The 18,275-nt window shown below is 72.5% G+C and carries 18 protein-coding genes; 15 read left to right on the top strand and 3 right to left on the bottom strand.

Annotated features, from left to right (window positions below; genetic code table 11):
* Positions 1-6: 6 nt before the first annotated feature.
* The 3 genes from N1F89_RS01380 to N1F89_RS01370 are packed head-to-tail and all read left to right on the top strand — an operon-like array spanning position 7 to position 4,243.
* Positions 7-1,692 (top strand): thiamine pyrophosphate-binding protein, encoded by a 1,686-nt coding sequence (locus N1F89_RS01380; protein WP_290080751.1) that lies wholly within the window; start codon positions 7-9, stop codon positions 1,690-1,692.
* Positions 1,693-1,700: 8 nt separating this feature from the next.
* Positions 1,701-2,012, top strand: a complete 312-nt coding sequence (locus tag N1F89_RS01375) for an ABC transporter permease (protein ID WP_290080749.1) — start codon at positions 1,701-1,703, stop codon at positions 2,010-2,012.
* Complete coding sequence (locus N1F89_RS01370; RefSeq protein WP_290080748.1) at positions 2,009-4,243, top strand: N,N-dimethylformamidase beta subunit family domain-containing protein; 2,235 nt, start codon at positions 2,009-2,011, stop codon at positions 4,241-4,243. The genes N1F89_RS01375 and N1F89_RS01370 overlap by 4 nt, the downstream gene beginning before the upstream one ends.
* Before the next feature lie 90 nt (positions 4,244-4,333).
* On the opposite strand, the gene N1F89_RS01365 is transcribed toward N1F89_RS01370, so the two are convergent.
* Positions 4,334-5,461: a mandelate racemase/muconate lactonizing enzyme family protein gene (locus tag N1F89_RS01365; protein WP_290080747.1), complete on the bottom strand. Its 1,128-nt coding sequence runs from the start codon at positions 5,459-5,461 to the stop codon at positions 4,334-4,336.
* A 233-nt stretch (positions 5,462-5,694) separates the two neighbouring features.
* Between N1F89_RS01365 and N1F89_RS01360 the strand changes: the two genes are divergently transcribed.
* From N1F89_RS01360 to N1F89_RS01325, 8 genes are all read left to right on the top strand, one after another.
* Positions 5,695-6,744 (top strand): ABC transporter ATP-binding protein, encoded by a 1,050-nt coding sequence (locus tag N1F89_RS01360; RefSeq protein ID WP_290080746.1) that lies wholly within the window; start codon positions 5,695-5,697, stop codon positions 6,742-6,744.
* Positions 6,741-7,742: an ABC transporter ATP-binding protein gene (locus tag N1F89_RS01355; protein WP_290080744.1), complete on the top strand. Its 1,002-nt coding sequence runs from the start codon at positions 6,741-6,743 to the stop codon at positions 7,740-7,742. Before N1F89_RS01360 ends, N1F89_RS01355 begins: the two co-directional genes overlap by 4 nt.
* Entirely contained in the window at positions 7,739-8,689 is a 951-nt protein-coding gene (locus N1F89_RS01350; protein ID WP_290080743.1) for an NAD(P)-dependent oxidoreductase, read from the top strand. The genes N1F89_RS01355 and N1F89_RS01350 overlap by 4 nt, the downstream gene beginning before the upstream one ends.
* Positions 8,686-10,296, top strand: a complete 1,611-nt coding sequence (locus N1F89_RS01345) for an ABC transporter substrate-binding protein (RefSeq protein ID WP_290080741.1) — start codon at positions 8,686-8,688, stop codon at positions 10,294-10,296. Before N1F89_RS01350 ends, N1F89_RS01345 begins: the two co-directional genes overlap by 4 nt.
* A gap of 9 nt (positions 10,297-10,305) precedes the next feature.
* Positions 10,306-11,247: an ABC transporter permease gene (locus tag N1F89_RS01340; RefSeq protein WP_290080740.1), complete on the top strand. Its 942-nt coding sequence runs from the start codon at positions 10,306-10,308 to the stop codon at positions 11,245-11,247.
* Positions 11,244-12,056 (top strand): ABC transporter permease, encoded by an 813-nt coding sequence (locus tag N1F89_RS01335; RefSeq protein WP_290080739.1) that lies wholly within the window; start codon positions 11,244-11,246, stop codon positions 12,054-12,056. Before N1F89_RS01340 ends, N1F89_RS01335 begins: the two co-directional genes overlap by 4 nt.
* A gap of 118 nt (positions 12,057-12,174) precedes the next feature.
* Positions 12,175-13,044: an SMP-30/gluconolactonase/LRE family protein gene (locus N1F89_RS01330; protein WP_290080737.1), complete on the top strand. Its 870-nt coding sequence runs from the start codon at positions 12,175-12,177 to the stop codon at positions 13,042-13,044.
* Positions 13,045-13,049: 5 nt separating this feature from the next.
* Positions 13,050-13,898 (top strand): alpha/beta hydrolase, encoded by an 849-nt coding sequence (locus N1F89_RS01325; RefSeq protein WP_290080734.1) that lies wholly within the window; start codon positions 13,050-13,052, stop codon positions 13,896-13,898.
* A gap of 11 nt (positions 13,899-13,909) precedes the next feature.
* On the opposite strand, the gene N1F89_RS01320 is transcribed toward N1F89_RS01325, so the two are convergent.
* Complete coding sequence (locus N1F89_RS01320; RefSeq protein ID WP_290080732.1) at positions 13,910-14,722, bottom strand: aldolase/citrate lyase family protein; 813 nt, start codon at positions 14,720-14,722, stop codon at positions 13,910-13,912.
* A gap of 79 nt (positions 14,723-14,801) precedes the next feature.
* Positions 14,802-16,046, bottom strand: a complete 1,245-nt coding sequence (locus N1F89_RS01315; RefSeq protein ID WP_290080730.1) for a winged helix-turn-helix domain-containing protein — start codon at positions 16,044-16,046, stop codon at positions 14,802-14,804.
* A gap of 375 nt (positions 16,047-16,421) precedes the next feature.
* On the opposite strand from N1F89_RS01315, the gene N1F89_RS01310 reads away from it, so the two are divergent.
* Genes N1F89_RS01310 through N1F89_RS01295 form a run of 4 tightly spaced genes read left to right on the top strand, consistent with a single transcriptional unit; the run spans position 16,422 to position 18,166 of the window.
* The gene (locus N1F89_RS01310; protein ID WP_290080729.1) at positions 16,422-16,787 is read left to right on the top strand and encodes an NADH-quinone oxidoreductase subunit A; all 366 of its coding nucleotides are present in this window, start codon (positions 16,422-16,424) and stop codon (positions 16,785-16,787) included.
* Complete coding sequence (locus N1F89_RS01305) at positions 16,778-17,353, top strand: NADH-quinone oxidoreductase subunit B (protein ID WP_290080726.1); 576 nt, start codon at positions 16,778-16,780, stop codon at positions 17,351-17,353. The genes N1F89_RS01310 and N1F89_RS01305 overlap by 10 nt, the downstream gene beginning before the upstream one ends.
* A 9-nt stretch (positions 17,354-17,362) precedes the next feature.
* On the top strand, positions 17,363-17,962 hold the full coding sequence (locus tag N1F89_RS01300; protein WP_290080725.1) for an NADH-quinone oxidoreductase subunit C: 600 nt from the start codon (positions 17,363-17,365) through the stop codon (positions 17,960-17,962).
* Positions 17,963-17,977: 15 nt separating this feature from the next.
* Positions 17,978-18,166, top strand: coding sequence for a hypothetical protein (locus N1F89_RS01295; RefSeq protein WP_290080723.1), 189 nt, complete (start codon positions 17,978-17,980; stop codon positions 18,164-18,166).
* Positions 18,167-18,275 lie beyond the last annotated feature (109 nt).

Genomic DNA, 18,275 nt, shown 5'->3' with positions numbered 1-18,275 from the left:
AACGACATGCAGCAGAAGACGATCTGGCGGGCGGTCGCCGAAGCGCTGGCGGCCGAGGGGGTGGACCACGTGTTCGGCCTGCCGGGCAACCCGAAGCACCTGGTCTACGACCTCACCGAGCACACGCCCGTCGAGTTCGTCCTGGTGCGCGACGAGAAGTCGGCCGTCTCCTGCGCCTATGCCTATGCCCGGCTCAAGCGCCGGCCGGGCATCGTCTTCTCCAACCCCGGCCCCGGCATCACCACCCTCGTGACGGGCATGCTGGAGGCGACCTCCGGCTCACTGCCGGTGATCGCCATCGTCAACGGCGTCGTGCAGGGCCAGGAGGGCATGGGCGCCTTCCAGGAGCTCGACGCGGTGTCGCTGATGCGGCCGGTCACCAAATGGGCGACGCGCGTCACCGATCCGCGCCGCATCCCGTGGGTGATGGAGCGCGCCTTCGCCATCGCCATGAACGGCCGGCCGGGCGGCGTGTTCATCGAGATCCCGTCCGACCTGGCCGACGAGACGGTCGAGATGCCGGCCTATCGCGCCGGCTATCGCCGCCACCTGGCGCGGCCGGCCGCGCAATCGGTCGCCGCGGCGGCCGAGGCGCTGGCGGCGGCGCGCCAGCCGCTCCTGTGGTGCGGCTCGGGCGCGGTGTTCTCCGGCGCCGGGCCGGCGGTCGCGCGGCTCGCCGACGCCGTCGGCATGGCGGTGATGACGACGCCCGGCGGGCGCGGCATCTATCCCGAGGACGGCCCCTATGCGATGGGCCAGACCGGGCTCTACTTCACCGAGGCCGGCAAGCGCTGGTTCGACGAGGCCGATCTGGTCGTCTCGGTCGGCTCGCGGCTCGAGGCCTTCTCGACCAACTCCTGGCAGTTCTGGCCGAAGGACGCGCGCTTCGTGCAGATCGACATTGACCCCGAGACGATCGGCATGAACATGCGGCCCGACATCGCGCTGGTCGGCGATGCGGCGCTGGCGCTCGACGACCTGTCCGCCGCGCTGCCGCCGGTCGACGCGACCGCGCGCGCCGGCCGGCTGGACAAGCTCGCCCGGCTCAAGGAAGACTACCGGCCGAAATACGAGGCCGGGGCGCAGGACGACGCGACGCCGATCCGCGTGCCGCGCGTGCTGGCGGCGGTCAACCGCATCTTCGGCCGCGACACCATCCTGATGAAGGAGAACGGCGGTGCCGACCTGTGGTGCTACTACTGGCCGCACTACCGCGTGCTCGACGTCGACGACTGCGTGCCGATGGGCGAGCAGACGGCGATGAGCATGGGCGTCATCGGCGCCATCGGCGCCAAGATCGCGCGGCCCGACAAGAAGATCGTCTGCTTCACCGGCGACGGCGCCATGCAGATGTCGCTGGCCGAGCTGGCGACGGCGGCGGAGCTCAAATGCGGCGTCACCTGGGTGGTGCTCAACAACCACGCCTTCGGCTGGGTGCAGTACAACCAGCTGCTCGGCCAGAAGCCGTTCGTGGCGACCGGCTTCGAGGTCAACAGCGACTTTTCCGAGATCGCCCGGGCGCAGTCCTGCCTCGGCCTCCGGGTGGAGCGGCCGGAGCAGATCGACGGCGCGCTGAACGAGGCGCTGGAGGCCAACCGCAGCGGCGTGCCGGCGCTGCTCGACGTGCAGATCGAGCCGCATCACTACCACGAGCATTTCGAGCGCGTGCACCGCGCCCGCATCGACCACTGATGGCGGCCATGGCGGACGATCTGTCGGGCCTCGACCCGGCGACGCGGGCGCTCGCCGAGGGGTTCCTCGCCGACCCGCTCGGCGAGCACAGCCCCAACCTGCAGCGCCTGCTCTACACGCTGCGCAGCGCGCCGGCCGAGGGCAAGCACGTGCTGGTCGAGGAGGTGCCGGGCCGGCGCTGGCGTCTTGCCAGGCTCGGCGGGCGCGGCCGGCCGGTCGTGCTGCTCGACGAGCGCTTCGACGACCTGGCGGCGGCCGAGCGGCGCGTCTTCCTGCTGCGGCTGGCCGCGCGCGGCGCGGCCGGGGAGGGCGCGGCGTGAGCCTGGCGCCGGACTTCGGCATCACCGGCTACACCGACCGCTGGACCGCCCGGCCCGGCGAGCGGGTGGCGCTGCACCTGTCGGCCGACGCCGCCTGCCGGGCCGACGTGCGGCTGCACCGCTTCCGCCGGCTGGAGCCGCGCGACGGCGCTCTCGAGCTCGTCGCCGATCCCGTCGCGCTGCCGCCGTTCGCCGTCGACGTGGCGCCGCAGACGATCGCGCTCGGCTCGCGCTTCGAGGCCGCGCTGCCGGCCGGCACGCTGCCCGCCGGCGGCTTCACGCTCGCCATGCTGGTGCGGCCGACCGCGCTCGACCCGCGCGGCAACGGGCTGTGCGCGCTCGACTGCGGCGCCGCGCGCCTCGCCCTGTCGCTGGCGGCGGACGGCCGGCTGGTGCTGGCGCTCGGCGCCGGCGCGGAGACGCCGCTGCGCCTCGTTCTGTCGCACGCGCTGCCCGTCGGCCACTGGAGCCGGCTGGCGCTGGCCGTCGATCCAGCGGGCGGCGTCGCGCTCGCCACGCTGGCCGGCCGCCGCACCCATGCCGCCGCGCTCGAGACGGCCGCCCCCTCCTTCGCCGCCGCCGGCCGGCTGACGCTGGCGGCGGACGGCGGGGCGGACGGCCTGCCGACCTTCAACGGGCGCATCGAGGCGCCGATGCTGCTCGTCGGCGCCGGCGATCCGGCGGCCGCCTTCGCCCGGCTCGACGCCTTCGCCGCCAGCGGCGAGGCCGGCCCGGGCGCCATCGCGGCCTGGGACTTTGCGCGCCACATCGACACCGCACGCGCGGCCGACGTCGCCGGCGGCCATGACGGGCGTCTCGTCAACCTGCCGATGCGCGCGGTCAAGGGCGTGCGCTGGTCGGGCCGCGAGCAGAGCTGGGTGCATGCGCCGCGCGACTATGCCGCCGTGCATTTCCACCAGGACGACCTGGCCGATGCCGGCTGGCCGGCGGCCGGCCATCTGGCGCTGCCGGACGACCTGGAAAGCGGCCTCTACCTGATCGAGGTCGCCGGGCCGGCCGGCCGCGACACGCTGCCGGTCTTCGTCGAGGCGAAGCGTCGCGGCGAACGGGCCGCGCTCGCCTTCCTGGCGCCGACCTTCACCTATCTCGCCTATGCCAACGACCGCTGCCTGCTGCACGGTGCCAATCCGGAGGTGCTGGCCGGCCGGCTGCTGGCGCTGACGGCGGGCGACGTGGCGCTCGCCGCGCATCCCGAATACGGCCTGTCGCTCTACGACACGCATGCCGACGGCAGCGGCGTCGCCTATGCGAGCCGGCGCCGGCCGTGCCTGACCCTGCGCCACACGCAGCGCGCCTGGCAGGGCGCGCTCGGCAGCGGCCTGTGGAACTTCTCCGCCGACCTGTTGATCCTGACCTGGCTCGACCGCGAGGGGCTCGCCTGCGAGATCGTCAGCGACGACACGATCGACGCCGAGGGCGCGGCGGCGCTCGCGCCCTACCGCTGCGTGCTGACCGGCTCGCATCCCGAATACCACACCGCCGCCAGCCTCGACGCGGTCGACGGCTTCCTCGACGGCGGCGGGCGGCTGATCTATCTCGGCGGCAACGGCTTCTACTGGCGCGTGGCGGTGCATGCCGGCCATCCCGAGACCATCGAGCTGCGCCGCGCGGAGGACGGCAACCGAAGCTGGGCGTCGGAGCCCGGCGAGTACTACCACGCCTTCGACGGCGCCTATGGCGGGCTGTGGCGGCGCAACGGCCGGCCGCCGCAGGCGACGGTCGGCGTCGGCTACACCGGGCAGGGCTTCCTGCGCTGCCACCCCTACCGGGTCGCCGCGGCGGCGGCCGATCCGCGCGCCGCCTTCCTGTTCGGCGGTGCGCCGCCGGCCGCGGACACGCCGCTCGGCGACTTCGGCCTGTCGGGCGGCGGTGCTGCCGGCATCGAGATCGACCGCGCCGACGGCGCGCTCGGCACGCCCGAGCATGCGCTGACGCTCGCCAGCGCCGGCGCCATGGACGACAGCTATCTGCTCGCCAACGAGGAGGTGCTGGTCAACCGGCCGACTGTGGTGGGCCGGCTGAGCCCGCTGCTGCGTGCCGACCTCGTCTTCTTCGAGACGGCGGCCGGCGGCGCGGTGCTGTCGACCGGCTCGGTCGCCTGGGCCGGCTCGCTCGGCGATCCGCGACCCGACAACGACGTGGCGCGGCTGACGCGCAACGCCGTCGACCGCTTCCTCGACCCCGCGCCCTTCGTGCCGCCGCAGGATTGACGCGTTTCCAGGCGAAGTGGGAACCGGTTCGCCGTCCGGAAACGCGTCAAGAAGATAAGTTGACGCCGGTCGGACCCAGCCGCCCCGGCGTCAGGCGAACAGGTGATCCGGCTCGATGCCGATGCCCGGCGTCTCGGCGAGCCGCACGCGCCCCCGGTCGACGGCGAGAAGCGGTCCGGCGAGGCTCTCGCGCAGCGGGTTGGGGTTGCTGTCGATCTCCAGCAGGCCGTCGCCGCCGGCCGCCGCCAGCACGTGCGCTGAGGCGAGCAGGCCGAGCCCGCCGCCGAGGAAGTGCGGACAGTAGACGAGGCCGGCCGCCGCCGCGCGCCGAGCGACCGCCAGGCAGCCCGACACGCCGCCCCACTTGGCCACGTCGGGCTGCAGATAGCCGACGGCGCGGCATTCGATCAGCGCGTCGAAATCCGCTTCGGTGCTGACGTTCTCGCCGGCGGCGAGCGGCACCGGCACCGCGCCGGCGAGCGCCGCCCATTCGGCGAGCGGCCGGTCGGCGCGGATCGGCTCCTCCACCCAGGCGAGATCGAAGCCGGCATAGTCGGCGATCAGCCGCCGCGCCTCGGCCGGCTCCCAGCCCTGGTTGGCGTCGGCCATCAGCCGGGCCCGCGGCCCGATCGCCGCGCGGATCGCCCGCAGCGCGGCGCGGTCGGTGTCGCGGCCGAAGCCGACCTTGAGCTTGAAGGCGGTGTGGCCGGCCGCCTGCGCCCCGGCGGCCGCCCGCGCGGGGTCTTCCGGGCCGATGCCGCTGGCATAGGCGGCGATTTCGGGCGCGGCCTCGGGGGCGAGAAGGCGGAACAGCGGCAGCCCGGCGCGGCGCGCCGCCAGGTCGTGCAGGGCGGCGTCGAGGCCGGCCGCGACATGGCGCAGCGGCCCCCACTCGCCGCTCTGGATGGCGAGCACGGCGAGCCGCTCCATCAGCCGCGCGAAGCAGCCGCCCGGCGCCTGCGGCCCGGCCGCGAGAAGAAGCGGCCCCACCACCTGCTCGGCGAGGTTGCGCCGGTGCTCGGCGCCGACGCTCGGAAAGTTGCACCAGATCTCGCCGTAGCCGGTGGCGCCGTCGGTGTCGGTGAGGCGCACGAACAGCGCCGGCCGGTCGTGCATCACGCCGAAGGAGGTGCGCACCGGCACCGCCACCGGCGCGCGGTGCAACGCGGTTTCCACGCGCGCCACCGCGATGCGTTCGGCTCTTCCGTGCGCTGCCATTGCGTGTCCCTCCGCCGGCCGCTCGCCGGCCCCGCATCAGCGAAGCAGACTGTCCGATTTGTTTCAAGATACGAAACAAGCAGCCGAATGGTGAAATTCCGCTTGTTTCCGCGACGCCGCTTTTGTAGCGTCGCGCCATGACGCCGGGGAGGCGGTCGCGGTCGCCCGCGACTGTAACGGAGGTCTCCCCGCGGCGCCATGCCGAGGGCGTCGTCGCACCGGGGAGGAGCGATTTGAACGGACCGCGCACGCGCGCAGACACCACCGCGACAGCCGGGCCCGCCGCCGGGCGGCCGCTGCTCGAGGTGCGCGACCTGCGCGTCGCGTTCGGCGCCGGCGGCAGCGAGACGCGCGCCGTCGACGGCGTCTCCTTCGAGGTCGGCAGCGGCGAGACCCTCGCCGTCGTCGGGGAATCGGGCTCCGGCAAGTCGGTGACCATGCTGTCGGTGATGGGCCTCGTCGACGGCCGCGACACGGCGATCGAGGGCAGCGTCGTCTACCGCGCGGCCGACGGCCGCGAGCACGACCTGCGCAGCGCCGACGCGCGCCGCTGGCAGGACATCCGCGGCGCCGAGATCGCCATGGTCTTCCAGGATGCCAGCGCCACGCTCGACCCGCTGATGACGGTCGGCGCGCAGATCGCCGAGACCGTCAGCCTGCACCACGGCCTCGGCGCGGCCGCCGCCTGGCGGCGCGCGGTCGAGCTCGTCACCCAGGTCGGCATCGCCGCGCCCGAGCGCCGGGTGCACGCCTATCCGCACCAGCTTTCCGGCGGCATGCGCCAGCGCGTCATGATCGCGCTCGCGCTGGCCGGCGAGCCGCGGCTGCTGATCGCCGACGAGCCGACCACCGCGCTCGACGTCACCATCCAGGCGCAGATCCTGCGCCTGCTCGAGCGCCTGCAGCACGAGCGCGGCGTCTCCATCGTGCTGGTCACCCACGACCTCGGCGTGGTGGCCGAGGTCGCCCGCCGCGTCATCGTCATGTATGCCGGCCAGATCGTCGAGAGCGGGCTGGCCGGCGACATCCTGACGGCGCCGCGCCACCCCTACACGGCCGCGCTGCTCGCCTGCCTGCCGCGCCTCGACGCCGCGGCCGACGACGGCCCCGGCTTCCGCCGCGCCAAGCCGGGCACCGTGCCGCGCATCGGCGCCGGCTTCACCGGCTGCCGCTTCCGCAGCCGCTGCCCGATCGCGCGGCCGCAATGCGAGAACGAGGTGCCGCTGATCGACACCGCGCCCGGCTGGCAGGCGCGCTGCCTGTTCTGGGAGGAGGCGTCGTGAGCGCGGCCGGCGACGACGCGATCATGCGGCTCGAGGGGGTCGGCGTCAGCTTTCCCCAGCGCCGCGGCCTGGGCCGCCAGGCGCTGCTGCATGCGGTCAACGACGTCAGCTTCTCGCTGCAGCGCGGCGAGGTGGTCGCGCTGGTCGGCGAATCGGGCTCCGGCAAGTCGACGCTCGGCCGCGCCGCGATCCGCGTCACCCGGCCGACCGCCGGCACGATCTGGTTCGAGGGCCGCGACATCACCGCGCTCGGCCGCGCCGAGCTCAGGCCGCTGCGCCGCCGCATGCAGCTCATCTTCCAGGACCCCTATGGCAGCCTCAACCCGCGCATCCGCATCGGCGAGGCGATCGCCGAGGGCATCCGCCTGCACGGCCTGGCGCGCGGCGACCTGCGCGAGCGCGTCGCCCGCGCGCTCGACGGCGTGGGCCTGCGCCCGGAAATCGCCGAGCGGCTGCCGGCGGCGCTGTCGGGCGGCCAGCGCCAGCGCGTGGCGATCGCCCGGGCGCTGGCGGTCGAGCCGAGCGTCGTGGTAGCCGACGAGCCGACCTCCGCGCTCGACGTCTCGGTGCAGGCCGAGATCATCGACCTGCTGAAGACGCTGCAGGGCGCGCACGAGCTCGCCATGCTGTTCATCAGCCACGACCTGCGCGTGGTGAAGGACATCTCCGACCGCGTCATGGTGCTGTATCTCGGCCACGTGGTGGAGATCGGGCCGACGCGGCGCGTCTTCTCCGCCCCGGCGCATCCCTACACCGAGGCGCTGCTCCGCTCGGTGCCGCGCCATCCCGGCGCCGCGGCCGGCACGCCGATCGTGCTCGAGGGCGAGCCGCCCAACCCGATGGCGCCGCCGAGCGGCTGCGTCTTTCATCCGCGCTGTCCCCATGCGCTGCCGGAATGCCGCACCGCCGACATGCGCCACCGGCCGGTGGCGCCGGGCCACGGCACGGCCTGCATCCGCACCGACCTGTCGCTCGACGCCGGCGGGGCGCGCCGATGAGCGCGCGGCGCGTCCTGGTTGTCGGCACCGGCGGCTTCATCGGCCGCCACGTGGTGCGCGCCTTCGCCGCGGCGGGCTGGCAGGTGCACGGCCTCGACGTCGCGCCCGGCGCGCCGGCGGAACTGGCCGACTACCGCCGCGGCTCGCTGGCCGATGCCGATGCGGTGGCCGCGGCGGTGCGGGCGGCCGCGCCCGAGGTGGTCGTCTCCCTGGCCGCCCACACCGGCGGCGGCAGCGGTCCCGGCGTCTCGGCCGAGCGCGACGCGGCGGCCGCCTTCGCGGTCAATGTCGACGGCCTGCGCCACCTGATCGCCGGCTGCCGCCATGCCGGCGTGCCGCGGCTCGTCTGGGCGAGCTCGACCACGGTGCTCGGACCCGCCGCGCGGCACGGTCCGCAGCCGCTCGACGAGGACGCGCCGCACCATCCCGACAGCGTCTACGGCCTGACCAAGAGCCTCGCCGAGCAGATCGGCGCCTTCGCCCACGCCCGGTGCGGCCTCGAGGTGTGCGCCGTGCGTCCGACGCTGGTGCTCGGCCCCGACCACCCCTATCGCGGCCTGCTCGACCCGCTGAAGGCGCTGTTCGCGGCCTGCGCGGCCGGCCGCACGGGCCCGCAGGAGATCGCCTGGGGCAGCCACCGCTTCGACATCGTGCACGTCGCCGATGCCGCGCGCGCCTTTTGCGTGCTGGCCGAGACGACGCGGCCGCTGGCGCCGCTCTACCACGTCAATGCCGGGCCGACCGACATCGGCGCCATCGCCCGCGTCGCCCGCGACCTGTGCCCGGCGATGCCGATCCGCGCCACACCGGCGCCCGAGGCCACCGTGTTTCCGCTCGTCTCGGCCGCGCGCATCGCCGGCGACGCCGGCTTCGTGCCGGACTTCGCGCCGGATGCCGTGATCCGCGACTGCATCGCGAATTTTGCCAGGGAAGGAGAACCGCAATGAAAGACAACCTGACGATCGACCGCAGACGCCTGCTCCAGGGCGCGGCCGCCGTGCCGCTGCTGTCGCTGTTCGGCGTGCCGCTGATGGCCACCGGCGCCCGGGCCGACGACGCCATGCTCTATGGCGCCGGCGATCCGGCCGCCAAGCGCGGCGGCACGCTGACCGTCGGCTCGCTGATCGAGCCGCCGTCCTTCGACATCTACCACCAGGCCGGCGAGGCGGTGAACTTCGTCGCGCCGCTGATGTACCAGACGCTGGTCTACGCCGACCACGACGGCAACCCGCACCCGCTGCTCGCCGAGAGCTGGGAGGTCAGCGACGACGTCACCGTCTACACCTTCCGGCTGCGCGAGGGCGTCACCTTCCACACCGGCCAGCCGCTCGAGGCGGCCGACGTGAAGTACAGCCTCGACTACATGCGCGACCCGGAGAACGGCACCATCGGCGCGCTCGACTTCGCCGACGTGGCCGGCGTGGAGGCGGTCGACCCGCGCACCGTGCGCGTCACCCTGTCGAAACCGAACTCGGCCTTCCTCATCACGCTCACCCACCGCAACGCCTCGGTCATCCCGCGCGACTGGTTCGCCGGCGAGGGCGCGCGCGCCGCGCTCAACCGGCAGAGCGTCGGCACCGGTCCGTTCAAGCTCGCCGAGTTCGTGCAGAACAGCTACATGCGGCTCGAGCGCAACCCCGACTACTGGCAGCCGGAGCTGCCCTATCTCGACGAGATCGTCGTCAACTTCATCCCCAACAGCGCCGGCATGCTGGTGGCGGTGCGCAACGGCCGCGTCGACATGGCCGTGCTGGTGCGCCCGCAGGACGCCGAGCAACTCGAGGGGGTCGGCAACCTCACCGTCCAGCGCTCGCGCTCGCTCAACCAGAAGAGCCTCGATCTCGACAGCACCTACGGGCCGCTGTCGGACGAGCGCGTGCGCAAGGCGATCGCGCTGCTGGTCGACAAGGAGGCCGTCATGCAGGCGGCGATCTCCGGCTACGGCCAGGTGCTCGGCACCATGGTGCCGGGCATGCAGGAGCGCTGGGGCGTGCCGCTCGACGAGCTGGCGACCCAGAAGGTCGACGTCGAGCAGGCCAAGGCGCTGCTCGCCGAGGCCGGCCATCCCGACGGCATCGACCTCGAGCTGCGCACCATCATCGGCTACGACTGGATGGAGCCGGCCGCGCTGGCGCTCGTCCAGCAGCTCGCCCAGGGCGGCGTGCGCGCGCAGATCCAGCGCCTCGACCTCGGCACCTGGCTGCAGAACTTCCGTGCCCGGCAGATGGGGTTCACGCTCAACGACTGGGGCACGCCGCCGGACCCCAACATCCTCTACTACCGCCACTTCCACCAGCGGCCGGAGGGTGCCGACTTCCGCAACTGGGACAACGCCGAGGCGAGCCGGCTGCTCGACGCGGGCCGCCAGGCCAAGGCGTTCGAGGAGCGCAAGGCGATCTACGCCGAGTTCCAGAAGCTGCTGTCGGAGAGCGCGCCGACGGTGATGATGTTCGGCGCCGACCACATCGTGGTGGTGTCGGATGCGGTGAAGAACCACGCCATGCATCCGATCGGCTGGCACTTCGGCCTCGTCAAGACCTGGCTCGACCGGTAGGCGCAGGCGATGGCCCGTTTTCTGCTATGGCGCTCGGCCGCCGCGCTGGTGACGATGCTGCTGGCCAGCATCGTCGTCTTCGCCATGGTGCGCGCGGTGCCGGGCGACATCGTGGAGACCATGATGGGCCAGATGGGCAGCAGCGAGGGCGAGGCGGCGCTGCGGCGCTTCTTCGGCCTCGACCAGCCCGTCCACGTGCAGTACCTCGACTGGCTCGGCCGCGTCGTCACCGGCGACTTCGGCACCTCCTGGCGCCAGGGCAGCCCGGTGGCGACGCTGGTCCTCAACGCCTTCGCGGTGTCGTTCCAGCTCGCCTTCCTGGTGCTGGTCCTGTCGTCGCTGGTCGGCGTGCCGCTCGGCCTCGTCGCCGGCTACCGGGCCGGCGGCGCCCTCGACACCGCGATCCAGGCCTTCAACGTGCTGTTCCTCGCCACGCCGGTGTTCTGGCTCGCGCTGATGCTGCTGTTCGGCGCCTCGACCTTCCTGCACTGGTCGCCGCCGACCATCTACATGGGCCCGCTGCGCGCGCTCGGGCAGAACCTCGTCATCCTCCTTTTGCCGATGCTCAGCCTCGCCTTCCTGCAGATCGCCGCCTATGCCCAGTTCGTCCGCCAGCACGTCATCGAGGCGATGCGGCAGGACTACGTGCGCGCGCTGCGTGCGCGCGGCGTGCCGTCGGCCGCCATCCTGCGCCGCCACGTGCTGCGCAACATCCTGGTGCCGCTCATCACCTTCATGGGGCTGATCTTCATCCAGATCCTCGGCGGCGTCGTCGTCATCGAATCGCTGTTCGGCCTGCCCGGGCTCGGCCGCCTGCTCGTCAACGCGCTCTACGCGCGCGACTTCCCCGTCGTGCAGGGCGCGCTGGTCATGGTGCTGATCTCGGCGATCCTCATCAATCTGCTGGTCGACGTCGCCTATCGCGCCATCGACCCGAGGCTGCGCACATGAGCGCCGCACTCATCCGCCTGCGGCGCAATCCCGCGCTCGCCATCGGCAGCGTGCTGGCGCTGTGCATCGCGGTGGTGGCGCTGTTTCCCGGCCTGTTCGCGCCGCGCTCGCCGGTGGCGATCGACATGGGCCGCGCGCTGCAGCCGCCCTCGGCCGCCTTCTGGTTCGGCACCGACCATGTCGGCCGCGACATCTTCTCGCGCGTCGTGCACGGCGCCCGCGTCACGCTCGGCATCGTCGGCGGCTCGCTCGCCCTGTCGGCGCTGATCGGCGGGCTGAGCGGCATGGTCGCCGGCTATCTGCGCGGCCTGACCGACCTGGTGTCGGGCCAGTTCATCGCCGTCATCCTGTCGTTCCCGCCGATCTTCCTCGGCGTCATGATCACCGGCATCCTCGGCTCCAACGTCGCCAACCTGGTGCTGGCGCTGGCCGTCGTCTATCTGCCGCTGTTCTTCCGCGCGGCGCGCTCGGCCGCCATGGTCGAGTGCGCCAGGCCCTATGTCGAGGCGGCCCAGGTGCTCGGGCTCGGCGACGGGCGGGTGGTGTTCCGTCACCTTCTGCCCAACGTGGTGCCGGCGATCCTCACCCAGTACATCATCCTGTTTCCGCTGGCGCTGCAGATCCAGGCCGCGCTCGGCTTCCTCGGCCTCGGTGTGCAGCCGCCGACGCCCGACTGGGGCGCCAGCCTGCAGGAGAGCAAGGACTACGTGCTGTTCGCGAGCTGGACGGCGATCTTCCCGGGCCTCGCCCTGATCGTCTCCTCGCTCGCCGTCATCCTGATCGGCCGCGGCCTGCAGTCGAGAGATTGAGGCGTTTTCAGGCGAAGCGGAAACCGGTTCGCCGTTGGCAAACGCGTCGAAACGATAACTTGGAGCCGGTCTGCGCGTCCCAGACAAGCAGAACGGCCCTGGCGAGGGAGACAAGGCGATGAAGATCGAGTGCGCCGCCCGCACCGAGGACGTGCTGGGCGAGGGGGTCATCTGGAACACGGCCGAAAACCGGCTCTACTGGGTCGATGCTTTCGGCTCCCACATCCGCCGGCTCGACCCGGCGACGGGCCGGGTCGATTCGTGGCCGATGCCGGAGGTGATCGGCTCGCTGGTCTTCGACCGCAGCGGCGGCATCGTGGCCGGGCTGGAATCGGGCTTCTGCCGCGTCTCGCTCGACCCGGTCTCCGTCACGCCGGTGGTCAATCCGCAGCCCGAGGAGGGCATCATCTTCAACGACGGCAAGTGCGACCGCCGCGGCCGCTACTTCGTCGGCACCATGCATCGCGAGTTCAAGCCGGGCGCCGGCGTGCTGTGGCGGCTCGATGCGGACTGGACGACGCACCGCATCGACGACGGCATCTTCGTGTCGAACGGCCTCGCCTGGTCGCCCGACGACCGCACCATGTACTTCGCCGACACGCGCGCGCTGGTCGTCTACGCCTACGACTACGACATCGAGACGGGCACGGCGGCAAACCGCCGCGTCTTCTTCCGCACCGACGACATGCCGGGCCGCGTCGACGGCGCGACCGTCGACACCGAAGGCTACTACTGGTGCGCCATGATCCACGACGGCTCGGTGTGCCGCTTCTCGCCCGACGGCAAGCTCGACCGCCGCGTCGCCCTGCCGGTGCGCCATCCCACGATGTGCTCGTTCGGCGGCGAGAACCTCGACACGCTCTACGTCGTCACCGCGCGGCGCTTCCTCAAGCCGGGCGAGGAGGCCGACCAGCCGCTCGCCGGCGCGCTGTTCGCCATCACCGACCTGGGCGTGCGAGGGCTGCCCGAACCGACCTTCGCCGGGTGAGCGCCATGCACTGGACAGAGCTCAGCGCGGACGAGCTGGAGTACCAGTTCAACCCGCAGCATTCGGTCGCCGACTTCCAGAGCTTCCAGGTGCACCGCTCGGCCGTCAGCCGGGTCTGCCGGGAGACGATGACGGCGCATCTCGACGTCGCCTACGGACCGGGCGCCTTGCACAAGGTCGACATCTTTCCCGCCGGCGAGGGCGCGCCGGTGCACATGTTCTTCCACGGCGGCTACTGGCGCACGCAGGACAAGGCGAACTTCGCCTTCATCGCGCGCGACCTGGTGCCGCGCGGCATCACGCTGGTGGTCGTCAACTACGACCTGTGTCCGGCCGTCACGCTCGACGCCGTCAGCGCGTCGGCGCGCGAGGCGGTGGCCTGGTGCCACGGCCACATCGCCGCCTATGGCGGCGACCCGCAGCGCATCTCGCTGTCGGGCAACTCGGCCGGCGCGCATCTGTGCTCGATCGCGCTCGCCACCGACTGGCGGGCGCGCGGCCTGCCGGGCGATCTCGTCAAGGGCACGGTGATGATCTCCGGCATCTTCGACCCGGCGCCGGCGCGGCTGATCTCGGTCAATGCCGAGCTGTCGCTGAGCGAGGAGACGGTGCGCGCCAACGACACCGAGCGACTGCCGCCGCAGACCGAGGCGCTGAACTACGTCTTCGCCGGCGGCCGCGAGCCGTGGGCCTGGGTCGACCAGAGCTTCCGCTACTCGGCCCATCTGCGGCGGCACGGCCAGGACCCCGAGGTGCACGTCCTGCCCGGCTACCACCACTTCAACATCATGGACCAGTATCTCGAGCCGGCGAGCCCGATCGCGCGCGCCGTGCAGGCGGTCTGCGCGCTGTGAGACGGCGCCGCTCAGCGCGGCGCCACCCCCTCGGCGACGGTGCGGAAGCGGGCGGCCGCCGCCGCTGCGCCGGAAAACAGCAGCGCCGCGTCGTTGGCCACAGAGACGAAGTCGAAGCCGTCGCGGATGAAGGCTTCGGCGAGCTCGGGCGAGGGCGCCAGCACGCCGGTGCGCACGCCGCTGCCGCGCAGGCGGGCGCGCGCGTCGCGGATCGCGGCGACCACCGGCTCGGCGGCCGGGCGGCCGAGATGGCCCATGGTGGCGGCCAGGTCGCCGGGGCCGAAGAACACCGCGTCGACGCCCGGCGTGGCGGCGATCGCCTCGACCTGGCCGAGCGCGGCCTCCGTCTCGATCTGCACGATCAGCGCCACGCCCGCATTGGCGCGCGCCAGATAGGTCTTGTCGGCGCCGAAGCGGCTCGCCCGGTGCATGGCGGCCACGCCGCGCACGCCCTCGGGCGGATAGCGCATGGCGGCGACGGCCGCCTGCGCCTCGCCGGTGCTCTGCACGTAGGGCAGCATCAGCGTGGTGGCGCCGATGTCGAGCGCCTGCTTGATGCGCACCGGGTCGTTCCACGGCAGCCGCACGATCGGCACGGTGTCGGAGGCGGCGATCGCGCGCAGATGCGCGATCATGTCGGCAAGCGTGATCGGCGAGTGCTCGCCGTCGATCAGCACCCAGTCGAAGCCGCACTCGCCGAGCCCTTCGACGACGTTGGAGGAGTTGAGCATCGACCACGTGCCGACCAGCGGCCGGCCCCGGCCGAAGGCGCGGCGGAAGGGGTTGCGGTCCTCGGTCGCGGCCGTTTCGGGGGTGTCCTGCATCGTCGTCCTCCTGCGCTGCGGCGACCATAGGTCGGGCCGTCGCGACGGGCAAGAACGTTTCGCATCGCGCGACATGTTTTCACGAAGCGATACCGGCAGACGAGTCGTCCGCCGCGTCGTCGAGCGGGTCTGGGACCGCCGCCAGCGCCGCGGCGAGGTCGCCGTGCGGTGCCACCGCGACGCGCTCGAGGCCGAGCCACGTGGCCATGCGGGCGAGCTCGGCGCGCAGCGCCGGCGCGGTCGCCGCCGGTGCGGTCGCCTCGCCATGCGCGGCGCGCACGCGCAGCGTGCCGGCCTGCCGGTCGGCCTTGAGGTCGACCCGGGCGACCAGCCGGTCGCCCATCAGGAAGGGCAGGACGTAGTAGCCGTGCACCCGGCGCTCGGCCGGCGTGTAGATCTCCAGCCGGTAGCGGAAGCCGAACAGCCGCTCGCAGCGGTTGCGCTCCCACACCACCGGGTCGAAGGGTGCGAGCAGCGCGTTGCGGGCGATGCGCCGCGGCAGCCGCGCCGCGCGGTGCAGATAGGCCGGGTGCTGCCAGCCGCCGACGGCGACCGGCACCAGAACGCCGTCCTCGACCAGCTCGGCGATGCGGGCGCGGGTCTCGGCCGGCGCCAGCCGGAAATAGTCGCGCAGGTCGCTCGCCGTCGCCACGCCGTGGGCGCGCGCGGCGATCTCGACCAGCGCGCGCTGCGCGTCGTCCGCCGACGGGGTGGGCGCGCCCAGCACCGCTTCGGGCAGCACCCGTTCGGGCAGGTCGTAGACCCGCTCGAAGCTGGCGCGGCGCGCATGCGTCGTCACCTTGCCGGCCCAGAACAGCCATTCCAGCGCCCGCTTGGCCTCGCCCCATTCCCACCAGCCGCTGCGCCCGGGCGCCGTCTCGATGTCGGAGGCGGCGAGCGGACCCTCCGCGGCGACGCGCGCCAGCACCTCGGCGACGAAGCCGCGCCGCTCGCGGCCGAACCGGGCGAGCCCGGCATAGATGCCGTGGCCGTCCGCCGCGCGCGCCATGCGCCAGCGCATCAGCGGCTGCAGCGCGACCGGCAGCAGCGAGGCCTCGTGCGCCCAGTATTCGAACAGCGCCCGCGGCCGGCGCTGCGCCGCGCGGTCGAGCAGCGCGGTCGGGTAGGGGCCGAGCCGCGAGAACAGCGGCAGGTAGTGGGCGCGCGACACCACGTTGACCGAATCGATCTGCAGAAGCCCGGTGCGGCCGATGGCGCTCATCAGGTGGCGGCGGGCGACCGCGGTGCGCGGCCTGCGGTCGGCGAAGCCCTGCGCGGCGAGCGCGATGCGGCGGGCCATGGCGGGCGAGAGCGTTTCGGTCATGCGGGCGGCGCCTCCTCCTGGCGGCCCGGCCGGCCGCGCTTTCCATGCCTAGCGGCAGGCGCGCCGCGCGGCCACCCGCAATGCGTCGGCAGGCCGCAGCCTGCCGCCACGTGGTGACCTGCGGCAACGATTGATCGGCGCCAAGGGAACCCTAGATTAGGCCTCGCGGCACGGCATGCGCAGGCGCGCACGGCACGCCCGCCGGCGGCGCGAAAGGCCAAGGTTTCGCTTGCGTCCCCCACCGCCCTGCGCTAACCGTCGCCGCGATGCAACACGGGCCCTGCCGCACCGCACTGCCGGTCTGACGAGGCAAGCGCCCGCCCAAGCGCCCGGGGCGCTGAGCGCGTGCGCGGGTGCCGACCGGAAAGTCGGAACATGGACGGACTTCTGAGCGCGTACCTGCCTATCGTGATCTTCATCGGCGTGGCCCTCGGCCTGTGCGCGGCGCTGATCGTCGCGCCCTTCATCATCGCCTACAAGGATCCCGATCCGGAGAAGCTGTCGGCCTACGAGTGCGGCTTCAACGCCTTCGACGACGCGCGCATGAAGTTCGACGTGCGCTTCTACCTGGTCGCCATCCTGTTCATCATCTTCGATCTCGAGGTGGCGTTCCTGTTTCCCTGGGCGGTGTCGTTCGGCGAGATCGGCTGGGTCGGCTTCTGGTCGATGATGGTGTTCCTGGGCGTGCTGACGGTGGGCTTCATCTACGAATGGAAGAAGGGAGCTCTGGAATGGGATTGAACGACGGCAGCCTGGTGGCGCCGCAGCCCAAGGGCATCATCGATCCCAACACGGGCAAGCCGGTCGGCAGCGACGACCCGTTCTATGCCGGCGTCAACGCCGAACTCTCCGACAAGGGCTTTCTGGTCACCTCGTCGGAGGCGCTCATCACCTGGGCGCGCACCGGCTCGCTGATGTGGATGACGTTCGGCCTGGCGTGCTGCGCGGTCGAGATGATGCACGTCTCCATGCCGCGCTATGACGCCGAGCGCTTCGGCATCGCGCCGCGCGCCTCGCCGCGCCAGTCCGACGTGATGATCGTCGCCGGCACGCTGACCAACAAGATGGCGCCGGCCCTGCGCAAGGTCTACGACCAGATGCCGGAACCGCGCTACGTCATCTCGATGGGCTCGTGCGCCAATGGCGGTGGCTACTACCACTATTCCTATTCGGTGGTGCGCGGCTGCGACCGCATCGTGCCGGTCGACATCTACGTGCCGGGCTGTCCGCCGACCGCCGAGGCGCTTCTGTACGGCATCCTGCTTCTGCAGAAGAAGATCCGCCGCACCGGCACGATCGAACGCTAGGAAGGCGCCATGAGCGAAGCCCTCAAGGATCTGGCGGCCTACGCCAAGGAACGGCTCGACGCCCAGGTGCAGGACGCGCTGGTCGCCTTCGACGAGCTGACGCTGATCGCCGAGCCGGGCGACGTCATCGCCGTGCTCAACTTCCTCAAGACCGACGTGCAGTGCCAGTTCGTCTGCCTGGTCGACATCTGCGGCGCCGACTATCCGGCGCGCGAGAAGCGCTTCGACGTCGTCTATCACCTGCTGTCGCCGCGCCAGAACCAGCGCGTGCGCGTCAAGGTGGCGACCGACGAGGACACGCCGGTGCCCTCGGCCGTCGAGGTCTTCCCCGGCGCCGACTGGTTCGAGCGCGAGGTCTACGACATGTACGGCGTGCTGTTCACCGGTCACCCGGACCTGCGCCGCCTGCTCACCGACTACGGCTTCGAGGGGCATCCGCTGCGCAAGGATTTCCCGCTGACCGGCTTCGTCGAGGTGCGCTACGACGTCGACGCCCGCCGCGTCATCTACGAGCCGGTCGAGCTGCGCCAGGAGTACCGCGACTTCGACTTCCTGTCGCCGTGGGAAGGCACGGACTACGTGCTGCCGGGAGACGAGAAGGCCAAGTGACGATGGATGGGTCCGATGGCACGCATGCTGTTCTTCGCCCTGCTGGCGGCGCTCTGCGTGGCTGCGCTGTGGTACATCGTGTCCCATTTCGCCGGCCGGCCGGTCGTGTCAGACCGGGTGGGCAAGGTGCTGGTTCTGGTGACGCTGGCCGCGCTCGCCTGGTGGCTGTTCGGTCCCGGCGGGCTGGTGGTCGGCGCGCCGTAGAGCCGTTTCGCTTTTCGCGGGGCCGCAGGCCGGCTCCGACCTGTGGTTTCAACGCGTTTCCGGACGGCGAACCGGCCCCCGCCGCGCCCGGAGACGCTCGGGCGCGGCC

Source organism: Aquibium sp. A9E412 (genome assembly GCF_030398335.1).
Classification (GTDB): domain Bacteria; phylum Pseudomonadota; class Alphaproteobacteria; order Rhizobiales; family Rhizobiaceae; genus A9E412.
This window is presented reverse-complemented; position numbering and strand designations above follow the sequence as displayed.